We start from the raw sequence: 25,472 nt of genomic DNA, 5'->3' as shown, positions 1-25,472 counted from the left end.
CGACCGTAGCGCATGACCCCGAAAATCGGAATCGACTTTTGCTACGCCGATCTTCGATCCGGAGAAAATCAGCGCAAGATCAGAGTGCTACAGCGTCAGCCGCCTAACAATCGGTGGGGCTTGGTCAGAGCATCGCTTTTGCGCATAGACGCCATGCAGAATCAGCGATTTTCAAATAAATCAGCAGACCTTACGTTTTCGACGTGGAGGAACGAGTCTTATTGCCCTGCAAAGGAGACCATCATGTCCACGATTTCAGCCAGACGCGGATTTCTCAGAAGCGCTGTGAATGCTCTCATCGAAGCACGCCAGCGCGAAGCGAGCCGCTATGTGAGCGGCGTTCTGCTTGCCTTTGACGACGAAACGCTGAAGGCGAACGGCTACGATCGCGAAGAACTGAAGAAGGCGGCAAGGTCGCGCTACGTCTGAGCGAATTTACGGCCTGCGTTTGAAAGTGCTGGGCCTCACCGCTTAAGGTGAATCGTCACCCAGCCTTCGCGATGCAACGTCCTGACATGACGGAACTGCTGGCCGACATAGGCCGAAATCACCGCGTCGCGCTGTCGGTCGAGGATACCTGACAGCACGATCGAGCCGCCCAAAGCGATATGCCTTGCCATTTCGGGCGCCAGCCGCATCAGCGGCCGTGCCAGTATATTGGCAACGATGAGATCGAAGGGGCCGCGCGCGGCAAAAATGGGATGGTGGAATCCCCGCGCCGTCACCGTTTCGACAAGCGCCTTGACGTGGTTGAGCCGCGCATTGGCGGCGGCGACCTTTATGGCGACCGGATCGATGTCGGTCGCCAGCACCGGAATATGGGCGAGCTTGGCCACCGCGATGGCCAGCACCGCACTGCCGGTGCCGAGGTCGAGCGCGTTGCGCGGGCGCTCGCGCCGCACGACCTGTTCCAGCATTTCGAGGCAGCCGGCGGTGGTGCCGTGATGGCCGGTGCCAAAGGCGAGGCCCGCTTCGATCTCGATGGCGAGTTCGCCACTGTGGCGCTTCCCGCGGTCATGCGCGCCGTGGACGAAGAAACGGCCGGCACGCACCGGCTTCAGTCCCTCCAAAGAACGCGTCACCCAGTCGATATCAGGCACGGGCTCGCGCGCAATCGGCCTCGACAAGACAAGCCCGGCAAGGATCTCTCTCACACGAGCTTCGACGGCGTCGACATCGCCGTCGGCATAGAGCGACACTTCGTGGATGTCGCGGTCCTCATCGATTTCGAGGATGGCAATCGGCAGACCCTCGTCTTCGAAGGCTGCTTCGAACGCCGCGAAGATACGGTCGGCCTCGAGCTTTCCAGTGGTGAAATAGAGCCGCGTTTGGGTCATCAACGATGGTCTTGTTTGAGCATGATCTTATCCGAAAACCGGTTCCCACTTTCGGGATCATGCACTAGCCTTCCGCCGCCAGCCGCTTGAGCTTGGCGATGGCGGTCTCCGAGCTTTCGCCATAAGCGATGGTGCCGGCGAAGTCGCCCCGGTCGTTGAGCAGCAGCACCGAAGCCGTGTGGTCCATCGTGTAGTCGCCGTTGCCGGTATCGACCTTCTTCGAATATATGCCGAAGGATTTGGCCATGGCGTGGACCTTGTCGGGGTCGCCGGTGATGCCGAGGATGCGGTCGGAGAAGTTGCTGATATAGGCGTTCATGATTTCCGGCGTGTCGCGCTCCGGGTCGACCGAGACGAAATAGGCGCGCAGGTTCTTGCCGTCGTCACCCATCGTCTTTAGCCAGCCGGCCAGTTCGAACAGTGTGGTCGGGCAAACTTCCGGGCAATGGGTGAAGCCGAAGAAGACGACGCTAGGGTGGCCGCGAAACGCAGCCTCGGTGATCGGGGCGCCCTTCTGGTCGACCAGCGTGAACGGCGCGCCGAACGGCTCACCGCCATAATGCCCGCGGTACCAGTCGAAGGTGAGCCAGCCGATGCCTGCTGCCATCAGGACGAGAATGCCGACCAGTATTGAACGCATCATCAATTGGTGTCCGTCGCGATTTTCATTGGGGCGCCATGGAGCTTGTTTGGCGAACACTTAACGGTTTGATCCCATCCGCGCAAAGATGTCGCGTTGCCGCAACCGGCTTTCCTGTCAAAAGGTGATCCGCTTGCAAAGCGCTTCCGCCCGTCCCACCTGAGATCGGCGAAACTCGAAACCGCAGGAGGCTCCCCTTGCAAAGACTGATTGGGCGAAAACTGATCGGCGGCGCTTTGGCCGCATGCCTCGTCGTCGGTGCCGGCGCAGCCGCCGCTCAGGAGGTCGGCAAGGTCGGCGTCGACTGGCTCGGCAACGACATCATCGTCGAGGCGATCAAGGATCCGAAGGTCGAAGGCGTGACCTGTCACGTCACCTATTTCGAACGCGGGATGATTGACCGCCTGCAGAAGGGCAACTGGTTCGAAGATCCGTCCGATTCCTCGATCTCCTGCCGCCAGACCGGGCCGATCACCATCGGCGAGATCGACATGAGCGAGGCCGGCGAAGAGGTGTTCAAGCAAGGCATCAGCCTGATCTGGAAGAAACAGGTGGTGAACCGCATCTACGACAAGGCAAACGACACCCTGATCTATCTGTCGCATTCGCGCCAGGTGCAGGACGGCTCGGCGAAAATGTCGGTCACCACCGTGCCGCTCTACGGGCAGAACGTGGTGTGGACCAACGGCAAGCCGAAATAGGCGACCGCAATTGCCCTGACGGACGATCGGTCCCGCTTGCGGGACCAATCGCTCGGGCGTAAAGCCGCGGGGATGGATCGTCCCGAAAATCTTGTCCCCAAGGATCCTGAGCCGCGCATCCATCCGACAGCGGAATTGAAGGCGTGCAAGCTCGGGCGCTACGCCTCGATCGGCGAGCGGGTCATCCTGCGCGAGGTATCGGTCGGCGACTTCTCCTATTTCGAACGTCATGCCGAGGCGATCTACACGACCATAGGCAAGTTCTGTTCGATCGCCGCCAACAGCCGCATCAACGCGTTGGAGCATCCGATTGAGCGGGTGACCCAGCACAAGATCAGCTATCGCCCGAACGAATATTTTCGCTGGCTGGGCGTCGACGGGGCGTTTCGGGAAAGGCGGCGGGCGAAGTCCGTCAGCATCGGCCACGACGTCTGGATCGGCCATGGCGCGGTGATCATGCCTGATGTGACCATCGGCAATGGCGCGATCGTCGGCGCCAACGCTGTTGTGACGCGCGACGTACCTGCCTACGCGATTGTCGCCGGCGTTCCGGCCAGGCAATTGCGCCAACGCTTCGCGGCGGACGTCGCCGCGCGGATCGAAAGCCTCGCCTGGTGGGACTGGCCGCCCGAGAGACTGGCCAAGGCAGTCCCCGACATGCAGACGCTGTCCATCGAGGCCTTCCTCGACGTCTGGGATAACGAAACACCCTGATCTTGCGGGCGCGTGCACGGCTATGTCCGTGAAATCCCTCCGTGCAAGGGAACCCGGAGCGGATGCTGGTTGTTTCTCCTGCCATGATAGAGAAGCTTTTCACCAGGATCGCCAACTACGTTGCCCATCTCGCCGGTCTGCCGTCGACATTCGCCGTCTGTTTCCTGATCATTGTTGCGTGGGGGGCAAGCGGACCGATGTTCGGGTTTTCCGATACGTGGCAACTCGTCATCAATACCGGCACGACGATCGTCACCTTCCTGATGGTGTTCCTCATCCAGAATACCCAAAACCGTGATGGCGCCGCGATCCAGGCGAAGCTCGATGAATTGATCCGGGTCAGCAAAGCCAAAAACAGCTTTATCGGTATCGAGCATCTGACCGAATCCGAGGTTCAGGAGATCCGCGAAAAATGTGAGCGCGCGGCGAAGCGGCATGACCGGCAGGTCGCCGATATGGCGGTCAAGAAAGCTGCGGCTCAAAAGCCCGGCTCGAAGACGCATGCGGCGTGAGCGTCAGCTTTCCATGAACGCCGCGAACGCTTCCTTGTGGTCCGGGTGCCAACGCGACAGAGCAGGGCGGTTTTCGATGATGTCGCCGATCGCCCAGGCCATGCGCTTTTCGTCCATGGGCCGTGTCGCCTCGTTATCGGGGCACAGGATGTAGAAGTCGCCACGCACCAGCGCGGCCAGCATGAAGTCGATCACCTGCTCGCCGGTCCAGGCGCCGGCGGGTTTTTCGGTCGCACCTTCGGTCAGGCCGGTATAGGTGAACCCCGGAATGAGCAGATGCGCAGCAACTTTTGCGCCGGGCTCGTTGCGCAGCGCGTGTGCCAGGCCTTCGGTGAAGGTCTTCACGCCTGATTTGGAGACATTGTAGGCAAGGTTGCCGGGCGGCGTGGTGATGCCTTGCTTGGAGCCGGTGTTGACGATCAGGCCCGGCCTGCCGGTCGCCAGCATGCGCGGTGTGAAGGCCTCGACGCCATGAACGATGCCCCAGAAATTGATGTCCAGCAGCCGCTTCCAGGCGTCGCGGTTTTCCCAAGGCTTGCCGGGATTGTTGCCGACGCCGGCATTGTTCATCAACAGGGACACGCCGCCGAAGGCACCGAACGCCTTTTCGGCCAGCCGGTCGAGTTCGTCGGGCTTGGAAACGTCGGTGGCGACAGCAAGCACCGCGCTGTCGCCGGCAATCGTTGCAACGGCGCGGGCAGCCTCATCGAGCCGCGCGCCGCCGATATCGGCCAGCACGATTTTCAGGCCCATCGCCGCCAGCCGCTTGGCCGCGGCAAGGCCGATGCCGCTGGCGCCGCCGGTGATGACGGCAACGTTGCCGGAGGCAAGGGCAGGCAAAGCGCTCTGGATTTCGGCATCGGTGGTCATGGCTATAGCGTCCTCGTTCAAGTTGCGCCGAACTTAACGCGGCGCGGGGCTCGCGCAAGCCCGCTTTGGCGTCCTTGGGTTGACCACATCGGCAGGCGCTGCGCATGCTGTCCGCGTAAGAAGGAGATTACCGATTGACCGACTGGATCGAGATCCTGAAAGAACAGACCGCCACCGGCGACCAGATGAGCCGCGAGGTGCCGCAAATGCTTGCCAATCCCGACATCAGCGAAGCGCAAGTGAAGACGCTGTTTTCGGCGCTCGAAAAGCAAGCCGAATTTGTCGAGAAGCTGCGCATGGCGCTGGAGAAATTCGGTCATGATTTTTCGGTGATCAAGGCGGCCGAGCGGCTTGAGGAGCGCTATGCCGACCTTGCGGCCTCGGTGGCGGAAAAGCTGAAGGCGATGCGAGGCTAGAGCGGAACGCATTCTTATTGAATGGCGCATCCCGCTCTATCTGTTTGTTTTAGCCGCATTTGTGCGACGCCAAGCGATTCCACTTGGCTGCAAAATGCTCCAGCAGGCCTATTTTTCGATCACCCGTTCGAAGCGCCTGTCCGGCACGAACCAGATCATGGCGACCAGGACGTAGATAGCGACGCCGATCCACTGGCTGATGAAGGTCAGCGGAATGGCGGCGATATAGAGGGCCAGCGAGATCCTTCCCTTGCGGTCGCTGCCCAGCGCCCTGGCAAAGGCGGTATCGTTGCTGTGCAACCGATGCAGCATGACCGCGAGGATGATGTAGGCGGCCGCGCACAGCGCGAGTTCGGCCCCGTAGACGGCGACCGGAACCGGCGCGAAATGGTTTTCGCCCATGAAGGCAGTGGTGACCGGCATCAGCGACAGCCAGAACAACAAATTGAGGTTCGCCCATAGCACGCGGCCGTCGACGCGCTGCACGGTGTGGAACATGTTGTGCAGATTGTTCCAGTAGATGCCGACATAGATGAAGGACAAGACATAGCTGAGGAAGACCGGCCATAGTGGCGCCAGGGTTGAAAAATCCTCGCCGTGCGGCACCTTCAATTCCAGCACCATGATGGTGATGATGATGGCGACGACGCCATCGGTAAATGCCTCGACCCGTCCCTTGCCCATGATTCTTCCTGCTGTGCCTGGCTCATCCTAGGCGAGCGAAGGGGCTGTAGGGAAGGCTTGGGCACTGTCTTTCAGCCGCTCGGCGTCTCCGGCGACAGATGCGCGCTGGCGCGGTACGCCGAGGCCGCTGTCCGGCGGCTCGCCGGCAGCCGGCCGGTCCTCGATCATGTGCATGGTGCGCCAATTGCGGAGCGGGTTTTGAGCGTTTCAGGCGGCTGGGCAAATGTCCCACACCGCCGCGACGAACCCGTCCAGCACGCGTTTCTGGCCGGTCTTGTCGAAGTCGATGGTCGGCTTGTTGCCGTCGATGGCCGAAATGTTGCCGAATTTCTGGTGAAAGACGCGGTCGCCGACACTGAAGGCGGATGGCGTGTCGGCGACGGATTTGGCGACCAGCTCGCCGTCGATGGTGCGGCCCTTGATGGAGGTGCGGCCAGCGCCATAGCATATAGAGCGCGACGCCGATCCACTGATTGACGAAGGCCAGCGGGATGGCGGCGATGTAGAGGGCAATTGAGATCTTTCTCTTGCGGTCGGTGCCCAACGCTTTTGTGCAGGCCGAAGCGACCGAGTTCGCCCTTGTCGTTGATGCGTTGGATTTTTTCCAACACCCCTCATTCGCCTTCACTTCGTTCAGGTATTTCTTTTCACAACAACGAGGGGGAAGGCCATCGTCAATCGCTGTCTCGTGCGATCAGCTCCAGCGGCCAGACCTCGCGGATGATCCGGGCCCCCTCAGGGCCGGCGAAGGCCGGGATCGACGCCAGCAACATTTCGGCAAGGCGCCGTCCCATTGGCTCCAGGGGAGGGCGGAAGCCGGTCAGTGCCGGCGAAAAATAGCGGCAGAGCGGCGTGTCGACGATGACGATCACCGCAATGTCGCGGCCCGGCCTGATGCCCATCTCGGCCAGCGCCTTGCAGCCGCCAAGTGCCATGGCGTCATTGTTGAAGATGATGGCGGTCGGCGGGTCCTTGGAGCGCATCACCTGCGGGGTCACCGCGTCGCCGCCGGCCTCGTTGATGAAGCCTTTCGCGATCAGCCCGGGGTCGACCTCGATGCCGTGCCGCCGCAGCGCCTTGCGATAGCCGGCCAGGAACAGGTAGCCGAAATTGAGGTTGAGAGACGGGCGGATGGCGGCGATGCGGCGGTGGCCGCGCGCCACCAGGCGGTCGACCGCGTCGGCCCCGGCTTTTTCGAAATCGAGGTCGAGCGACGGATAGGTCTTGCCGCCGGAGCGGCTGCGGCCGAGCGTCGCGAATGGGAAGCCGACCCTGGTCAGGTAATCGATGCGCTCGTCCTCGCGACGCGTATAGGCCAGCACCACGGCGTCGGCCCGGCGCGTCTCGACCACCCGGCGCAGGCGCTCCTGTTGGTAGTCGCCCGGCGCGCCCATCACCACGATCAGGTCGAGCCCGCTTTCGGCGAGCTTGGCCTGCAGCCCGGTCAGGAACGGAATGAAGAACGGTTCGCCATATTGCTGGTCGCCTGGATGCGGCTGCAGCATGAAGGCGATCGAGTGGGTGGCGCCGCGCCGCAGGCTGCGGCCGGACTGGTTCGGCGAATAGTTCAGCTTTGCCGCTGCATCGAGCACGCGCTGGCGGGTGTCGGCATTGACGTCGGCACGGCCGTTGAGCGCGCGCGACACGGTACCGATCGAAATGTTCAGGTGACGCGCAAGGTCGTGAATGCTGGACGCCAAAGGACAGTTCTCCCCTTGCTTGGCTAGCACCGGCTGCTCTCCGGGCCAAGGTGATCAAGGTGATTTTCGGGAGCGGCCAATTGACATTCTACGCCTTCGGGTGTGTTCTCGTAAACGTTTACGGAAAAACGTTTACGGTCATGCCGTGAATGCCGTGACGATCGGTCTGGAGGGGCCGAGCGGAGGAGGAGCGCTGGATGATGAATGTCGTCCTGGTCGGCTGCGGCGCGATGAGCAAGGCCTGGCTCGATGCAGCCAGGCAGGTCGCCGGGCTCGCCATTGTCGGGCTTGTCGACCTTGACGCCGAGCGGGCGAGGGCAAGGGCGCGCGAATACGAGCTTGCCGGCGCGGTTATCGGAACCAGCCTCGACGCCGTGCTCGACCAGACCCGGCCCGATGCGGTGTTCGACGTCGTGGTTCCCGCGGCCCGGCGCGACGTCGCGCTTTCAGCCTTTGCCCATCATTGCCATCTCCTGACCGAGAAGCCGCTCGCTGACAGCCCGGACAATGCGCGCGCCATCGTTGAAGCCGCCCGGCGCGCAAAGCGCGTGCACGCCGTCATCCAGAACCGCCGCTACGTCGCCAATGTCAGGCGTATCAGGCGTTTTCTCGAGTCCGGCGCCATTGGTGGTGCGACCAGCATCCACGCCGACTTCTTCGTCGCGCCGCATTTCGGCGGCTTTCGCGAGGAGATGCGCCATGTGCTGCTGCTCGACATGGCGATCCACACATTCGATGCCGCCCGCTACATGGTGGCCGGCGAGCCGGCCGGTGTCTATTGCCAGGAGTGGGAGCCGGCCAATTCCTGGTATCGGCAAGGGTCGTCGGCAACCGCAAGCTTCGACCTAGGCGGCGGCAAGCTGTTCACCTATGCCGGCAGCTGGTGCGCGGCCGGATTCCGCACCAGCTGGGACAGTACATGGCGGATCGTCGCCGAGCGCGGCAGCATTGTCTGGGACGGCGAGGACGGGCTGAAGGCGGAAATCGTGCAGCCGGTCCGTGAAGGCCTGTTCGACCGCACCGAACCGATAGCCGTGCCGTCGCTCGACCCGGCCGATCGCGTCGGCGGCCATCTCGGCATCATCCAGGATTTCGTCCGCGCCGTCGAGACCGGCACCGAGCCGGAGACGCGCGGCTCCGACAACATCAAGAGCCTGGCCATGGTTTTCGCTGCGATCGAGAGCGCCGAGACCGGGCGCCGGGTCGCCATCGCTGCACAGGAAGGATCATGATGCCAAACCCGCTGCTCGACATCAGGATCGGCACCATGGTGCGGGCCAACCTTGATGACCCGGCGGCTTACATCAAACAGATTCTGCCGCTCGGCTTCGAGAGCATACAGCCGTTCTTCTGGCAGACACTGGGCGGCAAGGACCTTCCTCGGCTGGCCGGCCAGATCCGGGAGGCGATCGGCGACGCCGACGTCATCGTCTCCTCGCTCGGCGTGTTCGGCAATCCGCTGGAGAGCGGCGATGTCGATCGCGGCGTGCTTCATGCCTGGGAAACGGCCATCGACCATGCGCATCTGTTCGGCACCGGCATGGTGAGCGGCTTCACTGGCCGCATTCGCGGCAAGCCGCTGCCCGACAGCCTGCCGCGCTTCCGCGAGGTGTGGGAACCGCTGGCCAAACGCGCCGCTGACAAGGGCGTGCGCATCGCCTTCGAGAATTGCGCGATGGACGGCAACTGGGCTGATGGAGACTGGAACATCGCCCACAATCCGGACGCCTGGGAGCTGATGTTCAACGAATTGCCCGATGACAATCTCGGCCTGGAATGGGAACCCTGCCATCAGCTCGTCTATCTGATCGATCCAATCTCGCAGATCCGCAAATGGGCGCCGCGCATCTTCCATGTCCACGGCAAGGACGCGACGGTGCGCTGGGACGTGATCCGCGAGCATGGCGTGTTCGGCCGCCTGCCATTCGTGCAGATGCGCACGCCCGGCTTCGGCGACAGCGACTGGACGCGGGTGATCAGCGAATTGCGGCTGGCCGGATACAAGGGTGCCATCGACATCGAAGGCTGGCACGACCCGGTCTATCGCGGCGACCTCGAGATTACCGGCCAGGTGCGGGCGCTGGATTTCCTCAAGCAATGCCGGGGAGGTGCCAGCTACCTGCCAAATCCAGCTTGAGAATCCGGCCGGCGGGAGGGCCGGTCAGTGAAGCTTTGCGGCGAAAAGCCGAAGCATTCGTCGAAACCCCTCGGCTTGCGAGGGAACAATGGGAGGAACGTGCATGAGCATCGCGATGAGAACGACCGTTCTGCGCTCGACCGTCGTGGCGGCCGCCACGGCGCTCGCCGCCGCCATCTCCACCTTGCCGGCGCAGGCGCTCGACGCCCAGTGGTGCAAGGACGTCCATATCCGCTTCTTCGTCGGCGGCGCCGAGGGCGACGCCTTCGGCACCATCGTCTACAATGGCGCCAAGCAGGCGGCCGCCGATCTTGGACCGAAGGTCGACTACATCTTCTCCCAGTGGGACGCCGAAAAGATGGTGCAGCAGCTGCGCGAGGCCGTCGCGGTCAAGCCCGGCGGCATCGCCATGATGGGCCATCCTGGTGACGCCTCGATCATGCCGCTCGCCGAACAGGCGCACAAGGACGGCATCAAGATGATGTACCAGAACGTGCCGGTGCCGAAGGTGGTGGCGGCGTTCGGCGGCGGCTATGTCGGCGCCCAGCAGGAGCAGCAGGGCCGCGCGCTTGGCGCCGAAGCGCTCAAGCTTGCCGGGCTCAAGGCCGGCGACAAGGCGATCATGATTGGCCCCTTCGAGAACGAGGCCCGCGGCGCGCGCGAGCGCGGCACGGTTGCCGTGTTGAAGGAGGCCGGCGTCGAGGTCATCCAGCTCCCCTCGCCGCCGAGCGGCGAATGGGCTTCCGATCCCAATCTGGCCATTCCGGTGCTCACGGCGGCACTGCTCAACAATCCCGACGTCAAGGCGGTCGGCTATCCCGGCGGCCAGATGCTCGGCAACGTCGCCACCTACATGCAGGCGGCTGGACGCAAGCCGGGCGACATCTTCAACTTCGGCTTCGACACCAGCCCGCAGATCGTCGAAGCTTTCAAGGGCGGCTGGGTGCAGCTCACCGCCGACCAGCAGCCCTTCCTGCAGGGCTATCTGCCGATCCTCAGCCTCTGCCAGCAGGTGGTGCTGGGTCTGGCGCCGATGAATGTCGACACCGGTGCCGGCTTCGTCACGCCGCAGAATTACGAGATCGTCGCCGAACTCGCCAAGCAGGCGCTGCGCTGACCTCCCAAGCCGCCGCCGGCCGGGATCGACCCCGGCCGGCGGGACCGCCGGCGGAAAAGGCCGGTAAGCGACAATCAAGCGAGGATCCGATGGCCGAACGCATCATCGAACTGCGCGACATCAGCAAGTCCTACGGTCAGGTCTACGCGCTGGGCGGGGTCAATCTCAGCATCGACCGTGGCGAGGTCGTCGGCCTGATCGGCGACAACGGCGCCGGCAAATCGACGCTGATCAAGATCCTGTCGGGCGTGGTCAAGCCGACCAGCGGCGAAATCCTTGTGCGCGGCAAGCCGGTGACCGGATGGAGCGCCGCGCGCTCGCGCGACGCCGGCATCGAGACGGTGTTCCAAGACCGGGCGCTCGCCGTGCAGCAGACGATCGTGCGCAACATCTTCATGGGCCGCGAACTCACCGGCTGGCTGGGCTGGCTGAAGGTCAACAAGGAGATCGAGGAGGCGAGCCGGCTGATGCGCGAGATCGGCTTCACCTCGAAAGTCTTCACGCCGCACTCGATCGTCGGCCAGCTCTCGGGCGGCGAACGCCAGGGCGTGGCCATCGCCCGCGCCATCTACAAGAAGGCTGAGCTGATTGTCCTCGACGAGCCGACGACGGCGCTGTCGCTGACCGAGACCGCCAAGGTCTTCCACTTCGTGCGCCAGGTGCGGGCGAGCGGGCGCTCGATCCTGTTCATCGGCCACAACATCCACCATGTCTTCGACATTGCCGATCGCTTCGTGGTGCTCGACCGCGGCAAGGTGGCGTTCACCGCCGGCCGCGGCGAGGTCAAGTCGGCCGAAGACCTGATCAACTTCATGGAAGACCTAGCCCACCCCGGCGGATTGCCCGGGTTGCACGAGGCCGGCGATGCGGGGAGGGCGGCGCGATGAGCAAGACCATGGAACCCGATCTGAAGAGTCCCCTCGGCGGCACGCATAATGAGGCCGCCGGGAAAGAGTGGAGACATCCATCCGACAATTGGCTGCGCGGTTTCATCCTCGACAACCGCGCCGCGCTCGGCACGCTTGCCGTGTTCATCGTCATGATGGCGGTGTTCATAATCGCCAATCCGACCGTTTTCACCACCTGGTACCTCTATAGTTCCGTGCTCACCACGCTGCCGGTGGCGCTGTTCGTGGTGGTGCCGCTGGTGTTCGTCGTCACCTGCGGCGAGATCGACCTGTCGTTTCCGGCGACAATGGGCTTTGCTTCCTGGGTGTTCGCGCTGGTCGTGCAGGCCGGCTACGACCCGTTCCTCGGCATTGCCGCCGCCATCGCCACGGGCACGCTGCTCGGCTTCCTGGTCGGGTCGCTGGTCGTCTATGGCGGGCTGTCGTCGCTGATCGCCACGCTTGGCATGAATTTCCTGCTGCGCGGCCTGATCCAGATCATCAATGAGGGCAGGTCGACGGCGCTGACTAGCCTCGCCGACAGCTGGGCCTACCAGATCTTCTCCAGCCAACTCTATGGCATCCCGGTGCAGATCTTCTGGGCCATCGCTTTCGTCGTGCTGTCGGCGCTGCTCTACAACCGGCATCGCTTCGGCGCGCAGGTCAAGGTGGTCGGCGACAATCCCGACAGCGCCCAGCAGATGGGCATCGACGTCAAGCGCGTCAGGGTGAAGGTGTTCGTCTTCGTTGGCATTGGCGCTGCGATCGCCGGCACGTTTTCGGTGATGATCAACTTCACCTGGTGGCCGACGGCTGGCGACGGATACCTGCTGCCGGTGCTGGCATCGGTGTTCGTCGGCGGCACGCCGACCTGGGGTGGCATCGGCACGGTCGTCGGCGGTGCGATTGGCGCGGTCACCGTGTCGTTCATCCAGACCGGCGTCGTGGCGGCTGGCCTGAGCGGCTTCTACGTCCAGTTCTTCAACGGATTGATCATCATCCTGTCGCTGCTCGGGCACAAGTGGAACCAGGCGCGCTATCGCTGAACGGGACCGACGCTCACACGCCGGTGACAAACCCATCCAGCACGCGTTTCTGGCCGGCCTTGTCGAAGTCGATGGTCAGCTTGTTGCCTTCGATGGCCGAAATATTGCCGTTGCCGAATTTCTGGTGGAAGACGCGGTCGCCGACATTGAAGGCCGAGGGCTTGTCGGCGACGGATTTGGCGACCAGCTCGCCGTCGATGGTGCGGCCCTTGATCGAGGTGCGGCCGGCGCCATAGCCACTGTCGGTTTCGCCATAGCCGATGCGCTCGACCTGGTGGCCGGAACGCGAGCCCCAGTTGCGGTCGGTCGCCTCGGTGCGGTTCTGTTGCGCGCGCTGCCAGCCCGGCGTCGCATAGGTGCTGGAGAAGGCGCCGGATTTCTCAGTGCCGCCTGTATTGCCGCCCACATTGTCGAAGCGCGACGCGCCATAGGGGTTCTGCCGGCCACCACGTCCCGGGGCAAAAGAACCGCCGCCGTAGGAATTGCCGTAACCACCGTAGCTGTTGCCGCCCTCTGCGACCTCGACATGGGCTTCCGGCAATTCCTCGAGGAAGCGCGACGGGATGGTCGACTGCCACAGGCCGTGGATGCGGCGGTTGGAGACGAACCAGATGTGCAGGTTCTTCTTGGCGCGGGTCAGGCCGACATAGGCGAGGCGGCGTTCCTCCTCGAGCCCGGAGCGGCCACCCTCGTCGAGGGAACGCTGGTGTGGAAAAAGACCTTCCTCCCAACCAGGCAGGAACACCGTCTCGAATTCGAGGCCCTTGGCCGAATGCAGCGTCATGATGTTGACGGCGTCGAGCTCGGCGTTCTGCTCGGCGTCCATCACGAGTGCGACATGTTCGAGGAAGGAGCGCAGCGATTCGTACTCCTCCATGGAGCGGATCAGTTCTTTTAAGTTCTCCAGCCGACCGGGCGCTTCAACCGAGCGGTCGTTCTTCCACATGTCGGTGTAGCCGCTCTCCTCCAGAATGGTCTCGGCGAGCTCGGTGTGCGGCGTGGTTTCCAGCGCCTTCTGCCAGCGCTCGAAATTGGCCGATACCTCGCGCAGTGCCGCGCGCGGCTTCGGCTTCAGCTCGTCGCTCTCGGCAAGTTTTGCCGCCGCCTCCAGCATCGGGATGCGCAGCGCCCGTGCGGTGTCGTGGATCTGGCGGATGGTGGCCTCGCCCAAGCCGCGTTTCGGCACGTTGACGATGCGCTCGAAAGCGAGGTCGTCTGCGCCTTGCGCGACGACGCGGAAGAAGGCCAGCGCATCGCGGATTTCGAGACGCTCGTAAAAGCGGGGGCCGCCGATGACGCGATAGTTGAGACCGAGCGTGACGAAGCGGTCCTCGAACTCGCGCATCTGGAAGGAGGCGCGGACAAGAATGGCCATATCGTTGAGATTGTGCTTCTGCCGCTGGTAGGCTTCGATGGTTTCGCCGACGGCGCGGGCCTCTTCCTCGGAATCCCAGGCGGCGTGGACATGCACTTTCTCGTCGTCCTCAGCGACCTTTTCGGTGAACAGCGTCTTGCCGAAGCGGCCCTCATTGTGGGCGATGAGGTGGGAGGCGGTGCCGAGGATGTGCGCGGTGGAGCGGTAGTTGCGCTCTAGCCGGATGATCTTGGCGCCGGGGAAATCCTTGTCGAAGCGCAGGATATTGTCGACCTCGGCCCCGCGCCAGCCATAGATCGACTGGTCGTCGTCGCCGACGCAGCAGATGTTTACTTTGTTTTCGCTCACGGGCTGTTCCGCGCCTGCCGGCGCGGGCCCTCCGCGCGGGCCTCGCAACGGCTCGGGCGCCCGGTCGGGCTTGCGGCCTTCGGCCGATCGCAGATCTGTCGACGTTGAAGCACGTCCGGCATCCGGCCGCTGCGCCAGCAGGCGCAGCCACATGTATTGCGCGGTGTTGGTGTCCTGATATTCGTCGACAAGGATGTAGCGGAAGCGCTTATGGTATTCCTTCAGCACGTCCGGATTGGCTCGGAAGATGCGGATCGGGTGGCACAGGAGATCGCCGAAGTCGCAGGCGTTCAGCGTCTTCAGCCGCTCCTGATAGGCCTTATAGAGCTCGCGGCCCTTGCCGTTGGCGAAGGCGCGGGCGTCGCCCTCGGGAATGTCGGCGTGGCCAAGCCCCTTGTTCTTCCAGCTGTCGATCATCTGGGCGAACTGCTTGGCCGGCCAGCGCTTGTCGTCCAGCCCTTCGGCCTGGATCAGCTGCTTGATCAGGCGCACGACATCGTCGGTGTCGAGAATGGTGAAGTCGGATTTGAGCCCGGCAAGTTCGGCGTGCCTGCGCAGCAGCTTCACACCAATCGAATGGAAGGTGCCGAGCCACGGCATCCCCTCCATATTGCCTTCGCCGATCAGCATGCCGATGCGCTGCTTCATCTCCCGCGCCGCCTTGTTGGTGAAGGTGACGGCGAGGATCTGCGAGGGGAAAGCCTTGCCGGTGGCGAGGATGTGAGCGATGCGGGTGGTCAAGACGCGCGTCTTGCCGGTGCCGGCGCCGGCCAGCACAAGAACCGGGCCTTCGGTGGTTTCCACCGCCAGCCGCTGCTCGAGGTTGAGCCCGTTCAGATAGTCGGGCGCCTTGGTGTGGCCGCTGCGGGCAGCCATGGCGCGCGCGGCGATGCCGGACGGGGCCGTGGGCCGCGCGTTCGGTTCGTCAAAAAAAGGCATATCTTCCGAAAAGCCGGACATTGTCCCCGAATGTAGTGATTCGGCAGCGAAAGGCCAGAAGTGTCTCCGTTTTGTTCTCGATCCAGGCCGGAACTTACAAATCCGGTAGAACACATCTCCAAGCTGGCCCCGCAGCGGACGTGCCGCCGCCGGGCGACACCAAGGGCAGCGAACAGGGCCTAAACCGCAATGACGGTGCGCCTTACGCAGTGATACTGAAGCCGTTTGTGTCGCCGCTCGGCATTCCCTGCCAGGCGCCGCCCTGGGGCTATGTCGCGGGCGTCGATCTCAGGACCGGCAAGATCGTCTACAAACACCGCAACGGCACCGTCTACGACATGACGCCGCTGCCACTGCCGCTCAAGGTCGGCGTGCCAGGTATCGGCGGGCCGACGACCACCGCTGGCGGCGTTGCCTTCCTCGGTGCTGCGGTCGACGACTTTTTTCGCGCCTATGATCTGACGACCGGCAGGCAGCTCTGGCAGACCCGGCTGCCGGCCGGCGGGCAGTCGACCCCGATGACCTATACGGTCGCTGACGGACGTCAGTTCGTAGTTATCGTCGCCGGCGGCCATGGCTCGGTCGGTACTAAGCCGGGGGATTACGTGATGGCCTATACGCTGCCGAAGTAACACATCCTTAGACTGAAAAAATCGCTCCGGCGGTCCATAGCCAATGCAGGCCGACCCGACGTTGTGGAGGGCGTCACTCATCCGTGACTGGACCATGAGGGCTTCTATCCTATGTTGCGCGGCGGAAGTACTTCCCGAAGCCGAGGAGAGCGCCATGACAAAACCGAGCCCTGCCAGCCCAGCCGTCACGAGACCCGCCATTACCCAGGCGATGATAGACGCCTATGACGAATACACGCATCTGACGCTCGACCGGCGGCGCTTCATGGAACAGTTGACCAGGCTTGCCGGATCAGGTGCGGCGGCGGCCGCAATTGCGCCGCTGCTGGCGGCGAATTCGGCCCAGGCGGCAATCGTCGCGGACGACGATCCTCGCGTAAAAGGCGAGGACATCAGCTATCCCGGCAGCGGTGGCGGGATGAAGGGCTATCTGGTCAAGCCAGCGGATCAGACCGGCAAGCTCGGCACGGTCATTGTCGTGCATGAGAACAGAGGACTCAACCCGCATATACGCGACGTGGCGCGACGCGTTGCGCTGGAAGGGTTCGTGGCGCTTGCGCCGGACTTCATGACGCCGCTCGGCGGCACGCCGGCCGATGAAAACAGGACGCGTGACCTGTTTTCCAAGCTCGATCCGGCACAGGTCGGCGCCAATGCGGTCGCAACAGTCGCTTTCCTCAAAGAACACGCGGATGGCAACGGCAAGGTCGGCGCGGTCGGCTTCTGCTGGGGCGGCGGCACGGTGAACACGCTGGCTGCCAACACGCCGGATCTGGCTGCCGCTGTCGCCTATTACGGTATGCAGCCGAAGGGCGAAGACGTGCCGAAGATCAAGGCGGCGCTTATGCTGCATTATGCCGGGCTCGACACACGCATCAATGCCGGTATCGACGCCTTCAAGAAGGAACTCGATGCCGCCAAGGTCGAGTACACGATCTATGTCTATGAAGGCGCCAATCATGCCTTCAACAATGACACGTCGGCGGCCCGCTACGACAAGAACGCGGCGGACCTCGCCTGGGGCCGGACGATCGCCTTTCTCAAGGAGAAGCTTGCCTGATCAGGCATTTGCCGGTTTGTGAAAAGCGACCCCGGCCATCACCAGCGCAATGCCGATGCAATCGATAGGGCCGGGTATCTGGCGGAGCACAATGACGCCGATCAGGGTGGCGCTGACCGGCAGCAACGACAGCATCAGCGCGAAGCTCGAGCGCGGCAGCCGCGACATGGCAAGCTGGTCGCAGATGTAGGGGATGACCGACGAGCAGATGCCGACGCCGATGGCGGCGATGAGCAGTGGCGGCGCCGAGAAAGCCGGCAGCGCATCGGTGAAGCCGACCGGCAGCACGATGAGGAAGGCGACCGCCATGGCGGCACCCAGGCCGGCGATGCCATCGCCAGCGCCGGCGCGGGCGACGCGATGGCCAAGCACGATGTAGCCAACGAACAGTGCGCCGTTGAGGAAGGCCCAGAACAGGCCGATCGGGTCGCTTGACCATTTGACGTCGATCAGCAGCAAGGTGCCGATGACGGCGATGACAAGAGCTGCGAGATTGCGCGGGCTTCTGACGCCGACCAGCGCGACGCCGATGGTGCCGACGAATTCGATCGCCGCGACCAGCGAGATCGGCAATCGGTCGAGTGCCAGGTAGAAGGAGCAATTCATTATGCCCAGGCAGGCGCCAAAGGCGAGAAGCAGCAGTCGTGTCGGGCGGTCGGCGCCGGCGAAGACCGTCCAGGGCCGGGTCAGTGGCGCGAAGACGAGGGCGGCCGTGACGATGCGCAGCCAGGCCACGCCGAGCACGCCGACATGCGGGAAAAGCAGCACGGCGAAAGCCGGCCCGAGATAGTGGAACACGGCGCTGACGCCGAACCAGACATGCGGCGGCAGGAAGGTCGCCAGCTTGCCAAAGACAGGCCCGGCGAGGGCAGGGATTGCAGCCGGAGCTTGCGCTGGATCATCCATGAGATCATTATCGCAGGCAGTTTTTTGGATTTATATGGCTGATAGTCGGCCGAAGAGATAACCTCTATTCCAAAACCAAGGAGTTTTGTCTGAAACGCCTTCGAAACGAAAATACCGATCTGGATGCGGCTGACCTGAAGATCCTGCGCCTGCTGGAAAAGGATGCGCGCACCAGCACCGCCGAACTGGCGCGTTCCGTCGGCCTATCGGCGCCGAGCGTAGCCGAACGCATCAAGCGGCTGCAGGAGAGCGGCGTGATCGAGGCCTATACGGTGCGGATCAACCCGGCCGCGCTCGGCATGAAACTGTCGGCATGGCTGCGGATCAGGCCGGTGCCCGGGCAACTGGCTGTGGTGGCCGAGATCATCCGCGACTTGCCGGAAATCGCGCAATGCGACCGGGTGACCGGCGAGGACTGTTTCGTCGCGCTGGCGCATGTCGGCTCCGTAGCCGAGCTCGAACGGGTGATCGACCGCATCATTCCGTTTGCAATGACCAACACCGCGATCATCCAGTCGTCACCGGTGGTGGCGCGCTCGCCGCTGGGGGCAGTGAAGCACCAGCCCTGATATTCGAGGTGAAGTGGTCCGCTCGTCAGCGCATCATCAGCTTAACTAGAAACGTCGCGCCGCCCCTCAGCGCCCTGCCGGGCACTTCTCCCCGTATAGTGACGGGGAGAAGGACGCGTCTGCGGCGAATTTCGTTAATCTCCAGCGTTGCAGAGAAAGCGCCAGGCTGCAAGCTCCCTTCTCCCCGTCACTATACGGGGAGAAGGTGGCGGCAGCCGGATAAGGGGCGGCGCAAACGCCCCAGAAAAATGCAACCTAACGACGAGCCTATTTCTTCCCGCACCGATCAGGCATGGCCGCGCTTCGAGCGCGCCTGCTTCAGGATGGCGCGCCAGCGGACCATGGCGAAAGGGATCGGCTCGTTGTTGTTGGCGATGTGAAAGATCTCGTTGTTGAGGTTCTTCAGCGAGCGCCAGAAATCATAGTCGCTGATGCGTGGATCGGCTGCCAGCCTGTCCGCCTCGACCTTGATGTCGGTTTTCATGCACGTTTCCCGAACCGCTTCAGCTCCGCCCCCGTATCAACCCGATGCGGAGGGTTTTCCAACGCCGCGCTGAGTCGTTCAACGCCTCAATTCGACTTGTTCACGTTAAAACCTTGGTAAGGTTAACGGCGGTCCGACTGCGGTTCAAGCGTCTTGCGACGAATACCGATCGAACGGCCGGCGCGCTCAGGCATCGGCAGCGCCGCATGGGCGGCCCGCATGGTTTCCACCTTGGCCAGAACATCGGCCGGGAAGGGCGCCACCTTCGGACCGGACATGTCGACATGCAGCGACAGTGATTCGGAAGTGGCAGCGAGCCAACCGTCGACATGACGAATTTCCTGGTAGGCTCTGAGCCGCTTGTCGTCATGGTCGAGCAGTTGGAAGGAGACATTGACCTTGTGGTCGAGATGCAGCTCCCTGATATAGCAGACATGGACTTCCGCCGTGTAGATGGTCAGCCGCCGCTGCTTCACATAATCCAGCCCCATCCCCATCATCTCGAACGCTTCGTCGGAACAGCGGTCGAACAGCACGTTGTAATAGGCCATATTGAGATGGCCGTTGTAGTCGATCCAGTCCTTCTCGATGGCCATGGGAGGAGAGACGAACGGGGCGGGGGTGGACATCGAAAACTTCCTTCTGGCTGGACAGAGCGTGGTCGGTGAGACTAGAGCGGATGTGCGTCCAATTGGACGCACTAAGTACGCGTCTCAAGACTTTGAATCTTCTCATCGTGCTTTCCGAAAATCGATTCCGATTTTCGGGCCGATGCGATAAGCCTCCATAGATCCATAACAGGGTGGGCACTGGTCCATTCGCGGAGGAAAACATGGCTCTGAGCGACCTCAATCCGGTCGAGCGCAACGAAGAAGGGATCGCCGCTGTGCTCGGCGTCCTCAAGCAGCGGCTCGGCGAGAGATTCCAGACCGGCGAGGCGATCCGCGCCCAGCACGCGCATACCACCACCTACATTCCGACCCAGGCGCCGGATGGCGTGGCTTTTCCGGAGACGATGGTGGAGGTGCAGGAGATCGTGTCGGCCTGCGCCGCGCACCGCGTGCCGGTGATCGCTTTCGGCGTCGGCTCCTCGCTGGAAGGCCACACCAACGCGCCGGGTGGCGGCATCTCTGTCGATACGTCGCGGATGAATCGCATCCTCGCGGTCAACCCGCAGGATCTCGACTGCACGGTCGAGCCCGGCGTGACGCGCGAGGATCTCAACCGGCACTTGCGCGACACCGGCCTGTTCTTTCCGATCGATCCGGGCGCCAATGCATCGCTCGGCGGCATGGCGGCGACGCGGGCGTCGGGCACCAATGCCGTGCGCTACGGCACGATGCGCGAGAATGTGTTGTCGCTGACGGCGGTGATGGCCGACGGCGAGACGGTGACGACCGGCAAGCGTGCAAAAAAGAGCTCGGCCGGCTATGATCTGACGCGGCTCCTGATCGGCTCCGAAGGCACGCTCGGCATCATCACCCAGCTGACCCTGAAGCTGCAGGGCATTCCGCAGGCGATTTCCGGCGGCGTCTGCCCGTTTCCCAGCGTCGAGGCGGCCTGCAATGCGGTGATTGCGACGATCCAGATGGGTATTCCGGTGGCGCGCATCGAACTGGTCAATGCGCTGCAGATGCGGGCGATGAAGAGCTATTCGAAACTCGATTACCCGGAAAGCCCATGCCTGTTCGTCGAATTCCACGGCAGTGATGCCGGCGTTGCCGAGCAGGCCGAGACTTTCGGCATGATCGCCGAAGAATATGGCGGCGGACCATTCCTGTGGACCAGCGTCGCCGAGGAACGGACGAAGCTGTGGAAGGCCAGGCACGACGCCTATTGGTCGTCGCTGACGCTGCGGCCCGGCGCCAAGGGGCTGTCGACCGACGTCTGCGTGCCGATCTCGCGCTTTGCCGAATGCGTCACGCAAACCGAGGCCGACATCGCTGAGATGGGGTTGATCGCGCCGATCGTCGGCCATGCCGGCGACGGCAATTTCCATGTGCTGGTGCTGATGGACGTGGACGATCCGAAGGAAATCGCCGCAACGGAAGAGTTCGTCGCGCGGCTGAATATGCGGGCGATCGGCATGGACGGAACCTGCACCGGCGAGCACGGCATCGGACAAGGTAAGGTCGGCTTCCTGCGCCATGAACTCGGCCACAGCGTCGACATCATGCGCACGATCAAGCAGGCGCTCGATCCGCTGAATATTATGAACCCTGGGAAGATACTGCCGGCCGACTAGAGCTTTTTGCTCTTGGGGCGATCGATTTGCCTCTTTATCGACACGCCGATGCGGATAGAGTGCGGCTGATTTCTCAATCAACTGCTCGGAGCTCATGCTCGCACGCCTGTTCGTGATCTTCGGTGGCCTTTTCGTGCTGGTGCTGTGTGCGGCGCTGGTGGTGCCGTATTTTATCGACTGGACGGGCTACCGTGCCGATTTCGAGCGCGAGGCAAGCGCCATTCTGGGCCGCAAGGTAACCGTTCAGGGCGATGCGACGGCGAAATTGCTGCCGTTTCCGTCGGTGACCTTCTCGAACGTCACTGTTGCCGGCGGCCCCGGCGGCCAGCCGGCAATGACCGTCGAGACCTTTTCGATGGATGCGGAACTGGCGCCCTTCCTGAGCGGGGAAGTGCTGATCTTCGACATGCGGCTGGTGCGGCCGAAGGCTACGATCGACATTGCCGCCGACGGCACGGTCGACTGGGCGATACGCCCGTCGTCGCCCTTCGATCCCAGCCAGATCTCGATCGAGAAGCTGACGGTGACGGACGGAGAGATCGCACTGCGCCATGCCGCCGGCGGGCGCAGCCATCTCCTTTCCGAGATCAATTCGACGATCTCTGCCAAATCGCTGGCCGGACCTTGGCGGATGGATGGTTCGCTGCGGCTCGACGGTCTGCGCAGCATGGTCGTCGCCTCCACCGGCAAGGCCGGTAGCGACGGGCAGATGCGGCTCAGGCTCAAGGCCGATCCGGACGCCTATCCGCTGGTCATCGAAGCCGACGGCAATGCCGGCATCGTCAACGGCGCGGCCATCTATTCGGGCCAGTTCAAGGTCGCAAGGTCCGACAAGAATGGTGCCGACAAGAGTTCGGCGCAGCTTCAAGGCACCGACGGTGAGATGATGAAGGCCAGCGCAGGCAAGCCGGAGCCGGGGTTCAGGCTGAACGGCAAGTTTTCGCTCGACCACCAGAAACTTGGGGTCGACGAATTCCGCTTCGAGACCGGGCCGCTCGACAACCCATACACCGCCGACGGCAAGGCTGCCGTCGAGCTTGGGCCGAACCCAAGCTTTTCGATCGAGGCCGATGGCGCTCAGGTACAGTTCGATGAAGCCGTCGGCGCCGCGGCCGGCGCCGGGCTGACGCTGTCGGCGCGTGTCGCGGCGCTGGAGCAGGCTCTGCTCGATCTGCCCAAGCCGACCATACCGGGCACCGTCGAGGTGAAGCTGCCGGCGGTGGTGGCCGGCGACACGACGGTTCGCGACGTACGCCTTTCCGCTGAGCCGGCCGATGCTGGCTGGTCAGTGAAGTCGCTGGCCGCGACACTGCCCGGCCGTGCCAGGCTGGAAGCAAATGGCATGCTCAGCGTCGAGGATCACTTCGGCTTCACCGGTTCGCTGCTTCTGGCGGTGGCGCAGCCTTCCGGCTTTGCCGCCTGGCTGTCGAGGGATGTCGACGAAGCGATCCGCCGGCTGCCGGCCGCCGGCTTCAAGGCCAAGGTCGACCTGACCGGAAAGCGCCAAGCCTTCAGCGACCTCGAACTCGTTCTCGGCAAGGCGAAATTTTCCGGTCGCATCGATTCCAGCCAGCCCGACGAGGCCAGGCCGTCGGTGCTGATGCGGCTCGAAGGTGGCGAACTCGATGTCGACGGCCTCGCCGCCTTCGCCTCGATCTTCATCAGCGACAAGGGGGCCAACCGTTTTTCCGACCGCGACCTCGATTTCCAGATCAAGGCCGGACCGGTCAGTGCCGGCGGGCTGACCGCCGATACCGTCGATACGGCGCTCAGGCTGCGCGACGGTCTGCTCGAAATCGACCGGCTCTCGGTTGGCGGGCTCGCCGGCGCCTCGATCAGCGCCACCGGCCGGATCAAGGATTTCCCGGTGAGCCCGACCGGCAAGCTCGATGCCTCCGTAGTCGCCGTCGACCTCAAGCCGTTGGTCGATGTCGCGGCGCAGCACTATCCTAATAATGCCGTGCTGAAGGGGTTGGCGGGGCGTGCGGCGGCCTATCCCGAACTGTTCCAGGATGCGCGCGTCGATCTGGTGACGAGTGCCGCCGCCAATGGCGATGGCACGACAGGCCTGGCAGTCAGCGCGCAAGGCAAGGCCGGCGGTTCGGCGTTTTCGGCGTCGCTGTCCGGCAAAGGGGTGGCCGACCGGCTTCTCGAGGCGCCGGTGTCGCTAACCTTCAACGCCAGGAATACCGACGCCACCGCACTTCTGGCGCTTTACGGCCTGCCGGCGTTGCCACTCGGCATGCTTGGCGAGGCGACCACCGATGTCTCGGCAAAAGGCACGCTTGGCGGCGGCATGGCGACGAGCTTCAACCTCATCGGCAACGACTTCAAGGCCGGTTTCGACGGGACGATCGCGGGCACGCCACAAGGTCCCACCGCCAAAGGCAAGGTCAGTCTGGAAGCCGCCGACATCGAGCCGTGGCTGATGACGACAGGCGTTGGCTTGCCGGGGATGGGGACAGGCATGTCGACGTGGCTTGCGGCCGACGCCGATTTCGGCAACGGCCTTCTGGTTCTGTCCATGCTCAGCGGCGCTATCAACGAGGCGGCGGTTTCCGGTGATGTCAATGTCGACGTCAAGGACGGGCTGCCGCATCTTGCCGGCGCGCTGGCACTCGATGAGCTGGATCTCGATCCGATGGCAGTGGCTCTATTTGGCGACCAGGCCTTCCTGGGCGCCGGCGGGGCTTGGCCGACCGCCCCGTTCAGCCAGAAGTCCAGCCTGCCGTTCACCGCCGAGCTCGACCTGACCACGGCATCGCTGGCCGCCGGCCCGCTGGCCACGGCCTATGACGCAGCGCTTTCGCTGAGGCTCGATCAGGAAGGCATCCGCGTGTCGGACCTCAAGGCAAAGTTCGCCGGCGGTGCGCTTTCCGGGCTGTTCGAGCTGAAGAACAATGACGGCACCGGGCTTTTCTCCGGCCAGATGAAACTTGCCGGCGCCGATCTGGCCACCGTACTGCCACAGGCCGGCATCAGCGGAAGCGGCGATTTCTCGGCGGCGCTCTCGACCAGCGGCAAATCGGTCGATGCGATGGTTGCGGCGCTGTCCGGTTCCGGCACGGCGGCGCTGAAGGGCTTGACCATTGCCGGTGTCAATCCCGACGCCTTTGGCGCCTTCATCGCCAAGGCCGACGCGATCGGGCGCGATATCGATGCGGCAAAGACTGCCCGCTTCGCGCCGCAGATCGCCGCGGACGGCAGTTTTCCGGCCGGGGATATCGACATCGCCTTCACAGTCGCCGGTGGCACGCTGAGGGCACCGCCGGTCAATCTTGAAAATCCGGCGGCGAAGCTGTCCGCCGACATCACGGCGGACCTGAACGCCAGCACGGTCGCCGCCAGCGGTTCGATCACTTATCGGCCCGGCGACGAGGCGCTGGTCGGCTCCGATCCGACTGTGAACTTCAGCGTCGACGGGCCGCTCGGCGCCGCGAAGCGGCAATTCGACAGTGAGCCGCTGGCGCAGTTCCTGACCCAGCGCGCGCTGGAAAAGGAACAGCAGCGGGTCGAGGCCATGCAGGCGGCACTGCTTGAAAAACAGCGGCTGCGGCGCGAGGTGCGTTACTACGCGGCCCTGCAAGCCGAGCGTGAGAGGGCAGCCGAAGAATTGCGCAAACAGCAGGAGGCGGCGCGGCTGCAAGCCGAGGCAGATGCCAGGGCAAAGGCTGAAGCCGAGGCAAAGGCTCAAGCCGAAGCGGAGGCGAAGGCCAAAGCGGATGCGCAGGCGCGGGCTGAAGCCGAGGCTAAAGCCAAGGCCGAGGCGCAGGCCAGGGCTGAAGCGGAGGCCAGAGCCAAGGCGGATGCACAGGCGAAGGCTGAAGCGGAGGTCAAAGCCAAGGCGGATGCTGAGGCCAAGGCTAAGGCGGACGCCGAAACGAGAGCCAGGGCGGCGCAGAAAGCGGCGGACGAGGCGGCGGGGGCCGAAGAACAGCAACGCGGGAAGATGGAAGAGGCGATGCGGATCGCTGCGGAAGAAAAGGCAAAGCTCGACGCCGAACGCAGGGCCGCCGCTGAGCAGGCGCAGAAAATCGAGCGCGCGCCTCAGCCGCCGGCCAATGACAACCCGCCGCCAGCAGAATCCGCGCCAAAACCCACGCTTGAACCTTCGTCGATCGACAATCTGCTGAAGTCGCTGGGCGGCGGATAG

24 protein-coding genes and 2 pseudogenes are annotated in these 25,472 nt (G+C 63.5%); 15 read left to right on the top strand and 11 right to left on the bottom strand.

All coding sequences use genetic code 11. The features are described from left to right. Positions 1-243: 243 nt before the first annotated feature. A complete protein-coding gene (locus ACWTU7_RS13910; protein WP_455840324.1) occupies positions 244-429 on the top strand; it encodes a hypothetical protein in 186 nt (61 codons plus the stop codon). Positions 430-464: 35 nt separating this feature from the next. Here the strand turns inward: ACWTU7_RS13910 and ACWTU7_RS13905 are convergent, their stop codons facing one another. Both ACWTU7_RS13905 and ACWTU7_RS13900 read right to left on the bottom strand, forming a co-directional pair. Beyond that, positions 465-1,337, bottom strand: coding sequence for a 50S ribosomal protein L11 methyltransferase (locus tag ACWTU7_RS13905; protein WP_455840325.1), 873 nt, complete (start codon positions 1,335-1,337; stop codon positions 465-467). A 64-nt stretch (positions 1,338-1,401) separates the two neighbouring features. Beyond that, positions 1,402-1,980, bottom strand: a complete 579-nt coding sequence (locus ACWTU7_RS13900) for an SCO family protein (RefSeq protein ID WP_455840326.1) — start codon at positions 1,978-1,980, stop codon at positions 1,402-1,404. Positions 1,981-2,183: 203 nt separating this feature from the next. Here ACWTU7_RS13900 and ACWTU7_RS13895 point away from each other — a divergent pair, with 203 nt between their 5' ends. The 3 genes from ACWTU7_RS13895 (at position 2,184) to ACWTU7_RS13885 (ending at position 3,904) form a co-directional block, all read left to right on the top strand. Then, positions 2,184-2,678 carry a CreA family protein gene (locus ACWTU7_RS13895; protein ID WP_455840381.1) on the top strand — a complete coding sequence of 165 codons (495 nt, stop codon included), beginning with the start codon at positions 2,184-2,186 and terminating at the stop codon, positions 2,676-2,678. Positions 2,679-2,750: 72 nt separating this feature from the next. Then, complete coding sequence (locus ACWTU7_RS13890; RefSeq protein WP_455840327.1) at positions 2,751-3,392, top strand: DapH/DapD/GlmU-related protein; 642 nt, start codon at positions 2,751-2,753, stop codon at positions 3,390-3,392. 83 nt (positions 3,393-3,475) lie between these two features. After that, a complete protein-coding gene (locus ACWTU7_RS13885; protein ID WP_165778411.1) occupies positions 3,476-3,904 on the top strand; it encodes a low affinity iron permease family protein in 429 nt (142 codons plus the stop codon). A 3-nt stretch (positions 3,905-3,907) separates the two neighbouring features. On the opposite strand, the gene ACWTU7_RS13880 is transcribed toward ACWTU7_RS13885, so the two are convergent. Beyond that, positions 3,908-4,774: an SDR family NAD(P)-dependent oxidoreductase gene (locus ACWTU7_RS13880; protein WP_287104904.1), complete on the bottom strand. Its 867-nt coding sequence runs from the start codon at positions 4,772-4,774 to the stop codon at positions 3,908-3,910. Between the two features lie 134 nt (positions 4,775-4,908). Here ACWTU7_RS13880 and ACWTU7_RS13875 point away from each other — a divergent pair, with 134 nt between their 5' ends. Then, positions 4,909-5,190, top strand: a complete 282-nt coding sequence (locus tag ACWTU7_RS13875; protein ID WP_029351415.1) for a hypothetical protein — start codon at positions 4,909-4,911, stop codon at positions 5,188-5,190. A 108-nt stretch (positions 5,191-5,298) separates the two neighbouring features. Here the strand turns inward: ACWTU7_RS13875 and ACWTU7_RS13870 are convergent, their stop codons facing one another. The 4 genes and pseudogenes from ACWTU7_RS13870 to ACWTU7_RS13855 all read right to left on the bottom strand — a co-directional run bounded on the left by ACWTU7_RS13870 (position 5,299) and on the right by ACWTU7_RS13855 (position 7,574). Continuing rightward, on the bottom strand, positions 5,299-5,874 hold the full coding sequence (locus ACWTU7_RS13870) for a TMEM175 family protein (protein WP_065010296.1): 576 nt from the start codon (positions 5,872-5,874) through the stop codon (positions 5,299-5,301). A 27-nt stretch (positions 5,875-5,901) separates the two neighbouring features. After that, complete coding sequence (locus ACWTU7_RS13865) at positions 5,902-6,048, bottom strand: hypothetical protein (RefSeq protein WP_455840328.1); 147 nt, start codon at positions 6,046-6,048, stop codon at positions 5,902-5,904. 33 nt (positions 6,049-6,081) lie between these two features. After that, positions 6,082-6,318: pseudogene (locus tag ACWTU7_RS13860) on the bottom strand (hypothetical protein); the annotation flags it as partial. 230 nt (positions 6,319-6,548) lie between these two features. Beyond that, positions 6,549-7,574 carry a LacI family DNA-binding transcriptional regulator gene (locus ACWTU7_RS13855; RefSeq protein WP_455840329.1) on the bottom strand — a complete coding sequence of 342 codons (1,026 nt, stop codon included), beginning with the start codon at positions 7,572-7,574 and terminating at the stop codon, positions 6,549-6,551. 197 nt (positions 7,575-7,771) lie between these two features. Between ACWTU7_RS13855 and ACWTU7_RS13850 the strand changes: the two genes are divergently transcribed. From ACWTU7_RS13850 to ACWTU7_RS13830, 5 genes are all read left to right on the top strand, one after another. Then, entirely contained in the window at positions 7,772-8,806 is a 1,035-nt protein-coding gene (locus ACWTU7_RS13850) for a Gfo/Idh/MocA family protein (RefSeq protein ID WP_455840330.1), read from the top strand. After that, positions 8,803-9,711 (top strand): sugar phosphate isomerase/epimerase family protein, encoded by a 909-nt coding sequence (locus ACWTU7_RS13845; RefSeq protein ID WP_455840331.1) that lies wholly within the window; start codon positions 8,803-8,805, stop codon positions 9,709-9,711. The genes ACWTU7_RS13850 and ACWTU7_RS13845 overlap by 4 nt, the downstream gene beginning before the upstream one ends. A 103-nt stretch (positions 9,712-9,814) precedes the next feature. Then, complete coding sequence (locus ACWTU7_RS13840; RefSeq protein WP_095518637.1) at positions 9,815-10,828, top strand: substrate-binding domain-containing protein; 1,014 nt, start codon at positions 9,815-9,817, stop codon at positions 10,826-10,828. 89 nt (positions 10,829-10,917) lie between these two features. Then, a complete protein-coding gene (locus tag ACWTU7_RS13835) occupies positions 10,918-11,715 on the top strand; it encodes an ATP-binding cassette domain-containing protein (RefSeq protein WP_455840332.1) in 798 nt (265 codons plus the stop codon). Beyond that, positions 11,712-12,761: an ABC transporter permease gene (locus ACWTU7_RS13830; protein ID WP_455840333.1), complete on the top strand. Its 1,050-nt coding sequence runs from the start codon at positions 11,712-11,714 to the stop codon at positions 12,759-12,761. The genes ACWTU7_RS13835 and ACWTU7_RS13830 overlap by 4 nt, the downstream gene beginning before the upstream one ends. A gap of 13 nt (positions 12,762-12,774) precedes the next feature. Here ACWTU7_RS13830 and ACWTU7_RS13825 read toward each other — a convergent pair whose 3' ends face one another. After that, on the bottom strand, positions 12,775-15,444 hold the full coding sequence (locus ACWTU7_RS13825) for an ATP-dependent helicase (protein ID WP_455840334.1): 2,670 nt from the start codon (positions 15,442-15,444) through the stop codon (positions 12,775-12,777). 107 nt (positions 15,445-15,551) lie between these two features. Between ACWTU7_RS13825 and ACWTU7_RS13820 the strand changes: the two are divergent. Together ACWTU7_RS13820 and ACWTU7_RS13815 are read left to right on the top strand one after the other, a co-directional pair. Continuing rightward, positions 15,552-16,055, top strand: a pseudogene (locus ACWTU7_RS13820) (membrane-bound PQQ-dependent dehydrogenase, glucose/quinate/shikimate family); the annotation flags it as partial. A 154-nt stretch (positions 16,056-16,209) separates the two neighbouring features. Then, the gene (locus ACWTU7_RS13815; protein ID WP_455840335.1) at positions 16,210-17,115 is read left to right on the top strand and encodes a dienelactone hydrolase family protein; all 906 of its coding nucleotides are present in this window, start codon (positions 16,210-16,212) and stop codon (positions 17,113-17,115) included. Here ACWTU7_RS13815 and ACWTU7_RS13810 read toward each other — a convergent pair whose 3' ends face one another. Beyond that, on the bottom strand, positions 17,116-18,021 hold the full coding sequence (locus tag ACWTU7_RS13810) for an EamA family transporter (protein ID WP_455840336.1): 906 nt from the start codon (positions 18,019-18,021) through the stop codon (positions 17,116-17,118). A gap of 89 nt (positions 18,022-18,110) precedes the next feature. On the opposite strand from ACWTU7_RS13810, the gene ACWTU7_RS13805 reads away from it, so the two are divergent. Further along, entirely contained in the window at positions 18,111-18,590 is a 480-nt protein-coding gene (locus ACWTU7_RS13805; RefSeq protein WP_128343536.1) for an Lrp/AsnC family transcriptional regulator, read from the top strand. Positions 18,591-18,876: 286 nt separating this feature from the next. Here ACWTU7_RS13805 and ACWTU7_RS13800 read toward each other — a convergent pair whose 3' ends face one another. Further along, entirely contained in the window at positions 18,877-19,074 is a 198-nt protein-coding gene (locus tag ACWTU7_RS13800) for a hypothetical protein (RefSeq protein ID WP_029351403.1), read from the bottom strand. A gap of 122 nt (positions 19,075-19,196) precedes the next feature. Continuing rightward, positions 19,197-19,703, bottom strand: coding sequence for a thioesterase family protein (locus tag ACWTU7_RS13795; RefSeq protein ID WP_127208088.1), 507 nt, complete (start codon positions 19,701-19,703; stop codon positions 19,197-19,199). Between the two features lie 203 nt (positions 19,704-19,906). Here ACWTU7_RS13795 and ACWTU7_RS13790 point away from each other — a divergent pair, with 203 nt between their 5' ends. Continuing rightward, on the top strand, positions 19,907-21,319 hold the full coding sequence (locus ACWTU7_RS13790) for an FAD-binding oxidoreductase (protein ID WP_455840337.1): 1,413 nt from the start codon (positions 19,907-19,909) through the stop codon (positions 21,317-21,319). Between the two features lie 94 nt (positions 21,320-21,413). Further along, positions 21,414-25,472, top strand: coding sequence for an AsmA family protein (locus ACWTU7_RS13785; RefSeq protein WP_455840338.1), 4,059 nt, complete (start codon positions 21,414-21,416; stop codon positions 25,470-25,472).

It is taken from the genome of Mesorhizobium sp. BHscii (genome assembly GCF_053848065.1).
The sequence above is the reverse complement of the archived record's forward strand: the minus strand, read 5'-3'. Positions and strand labels throughout refer to the sequence as shown.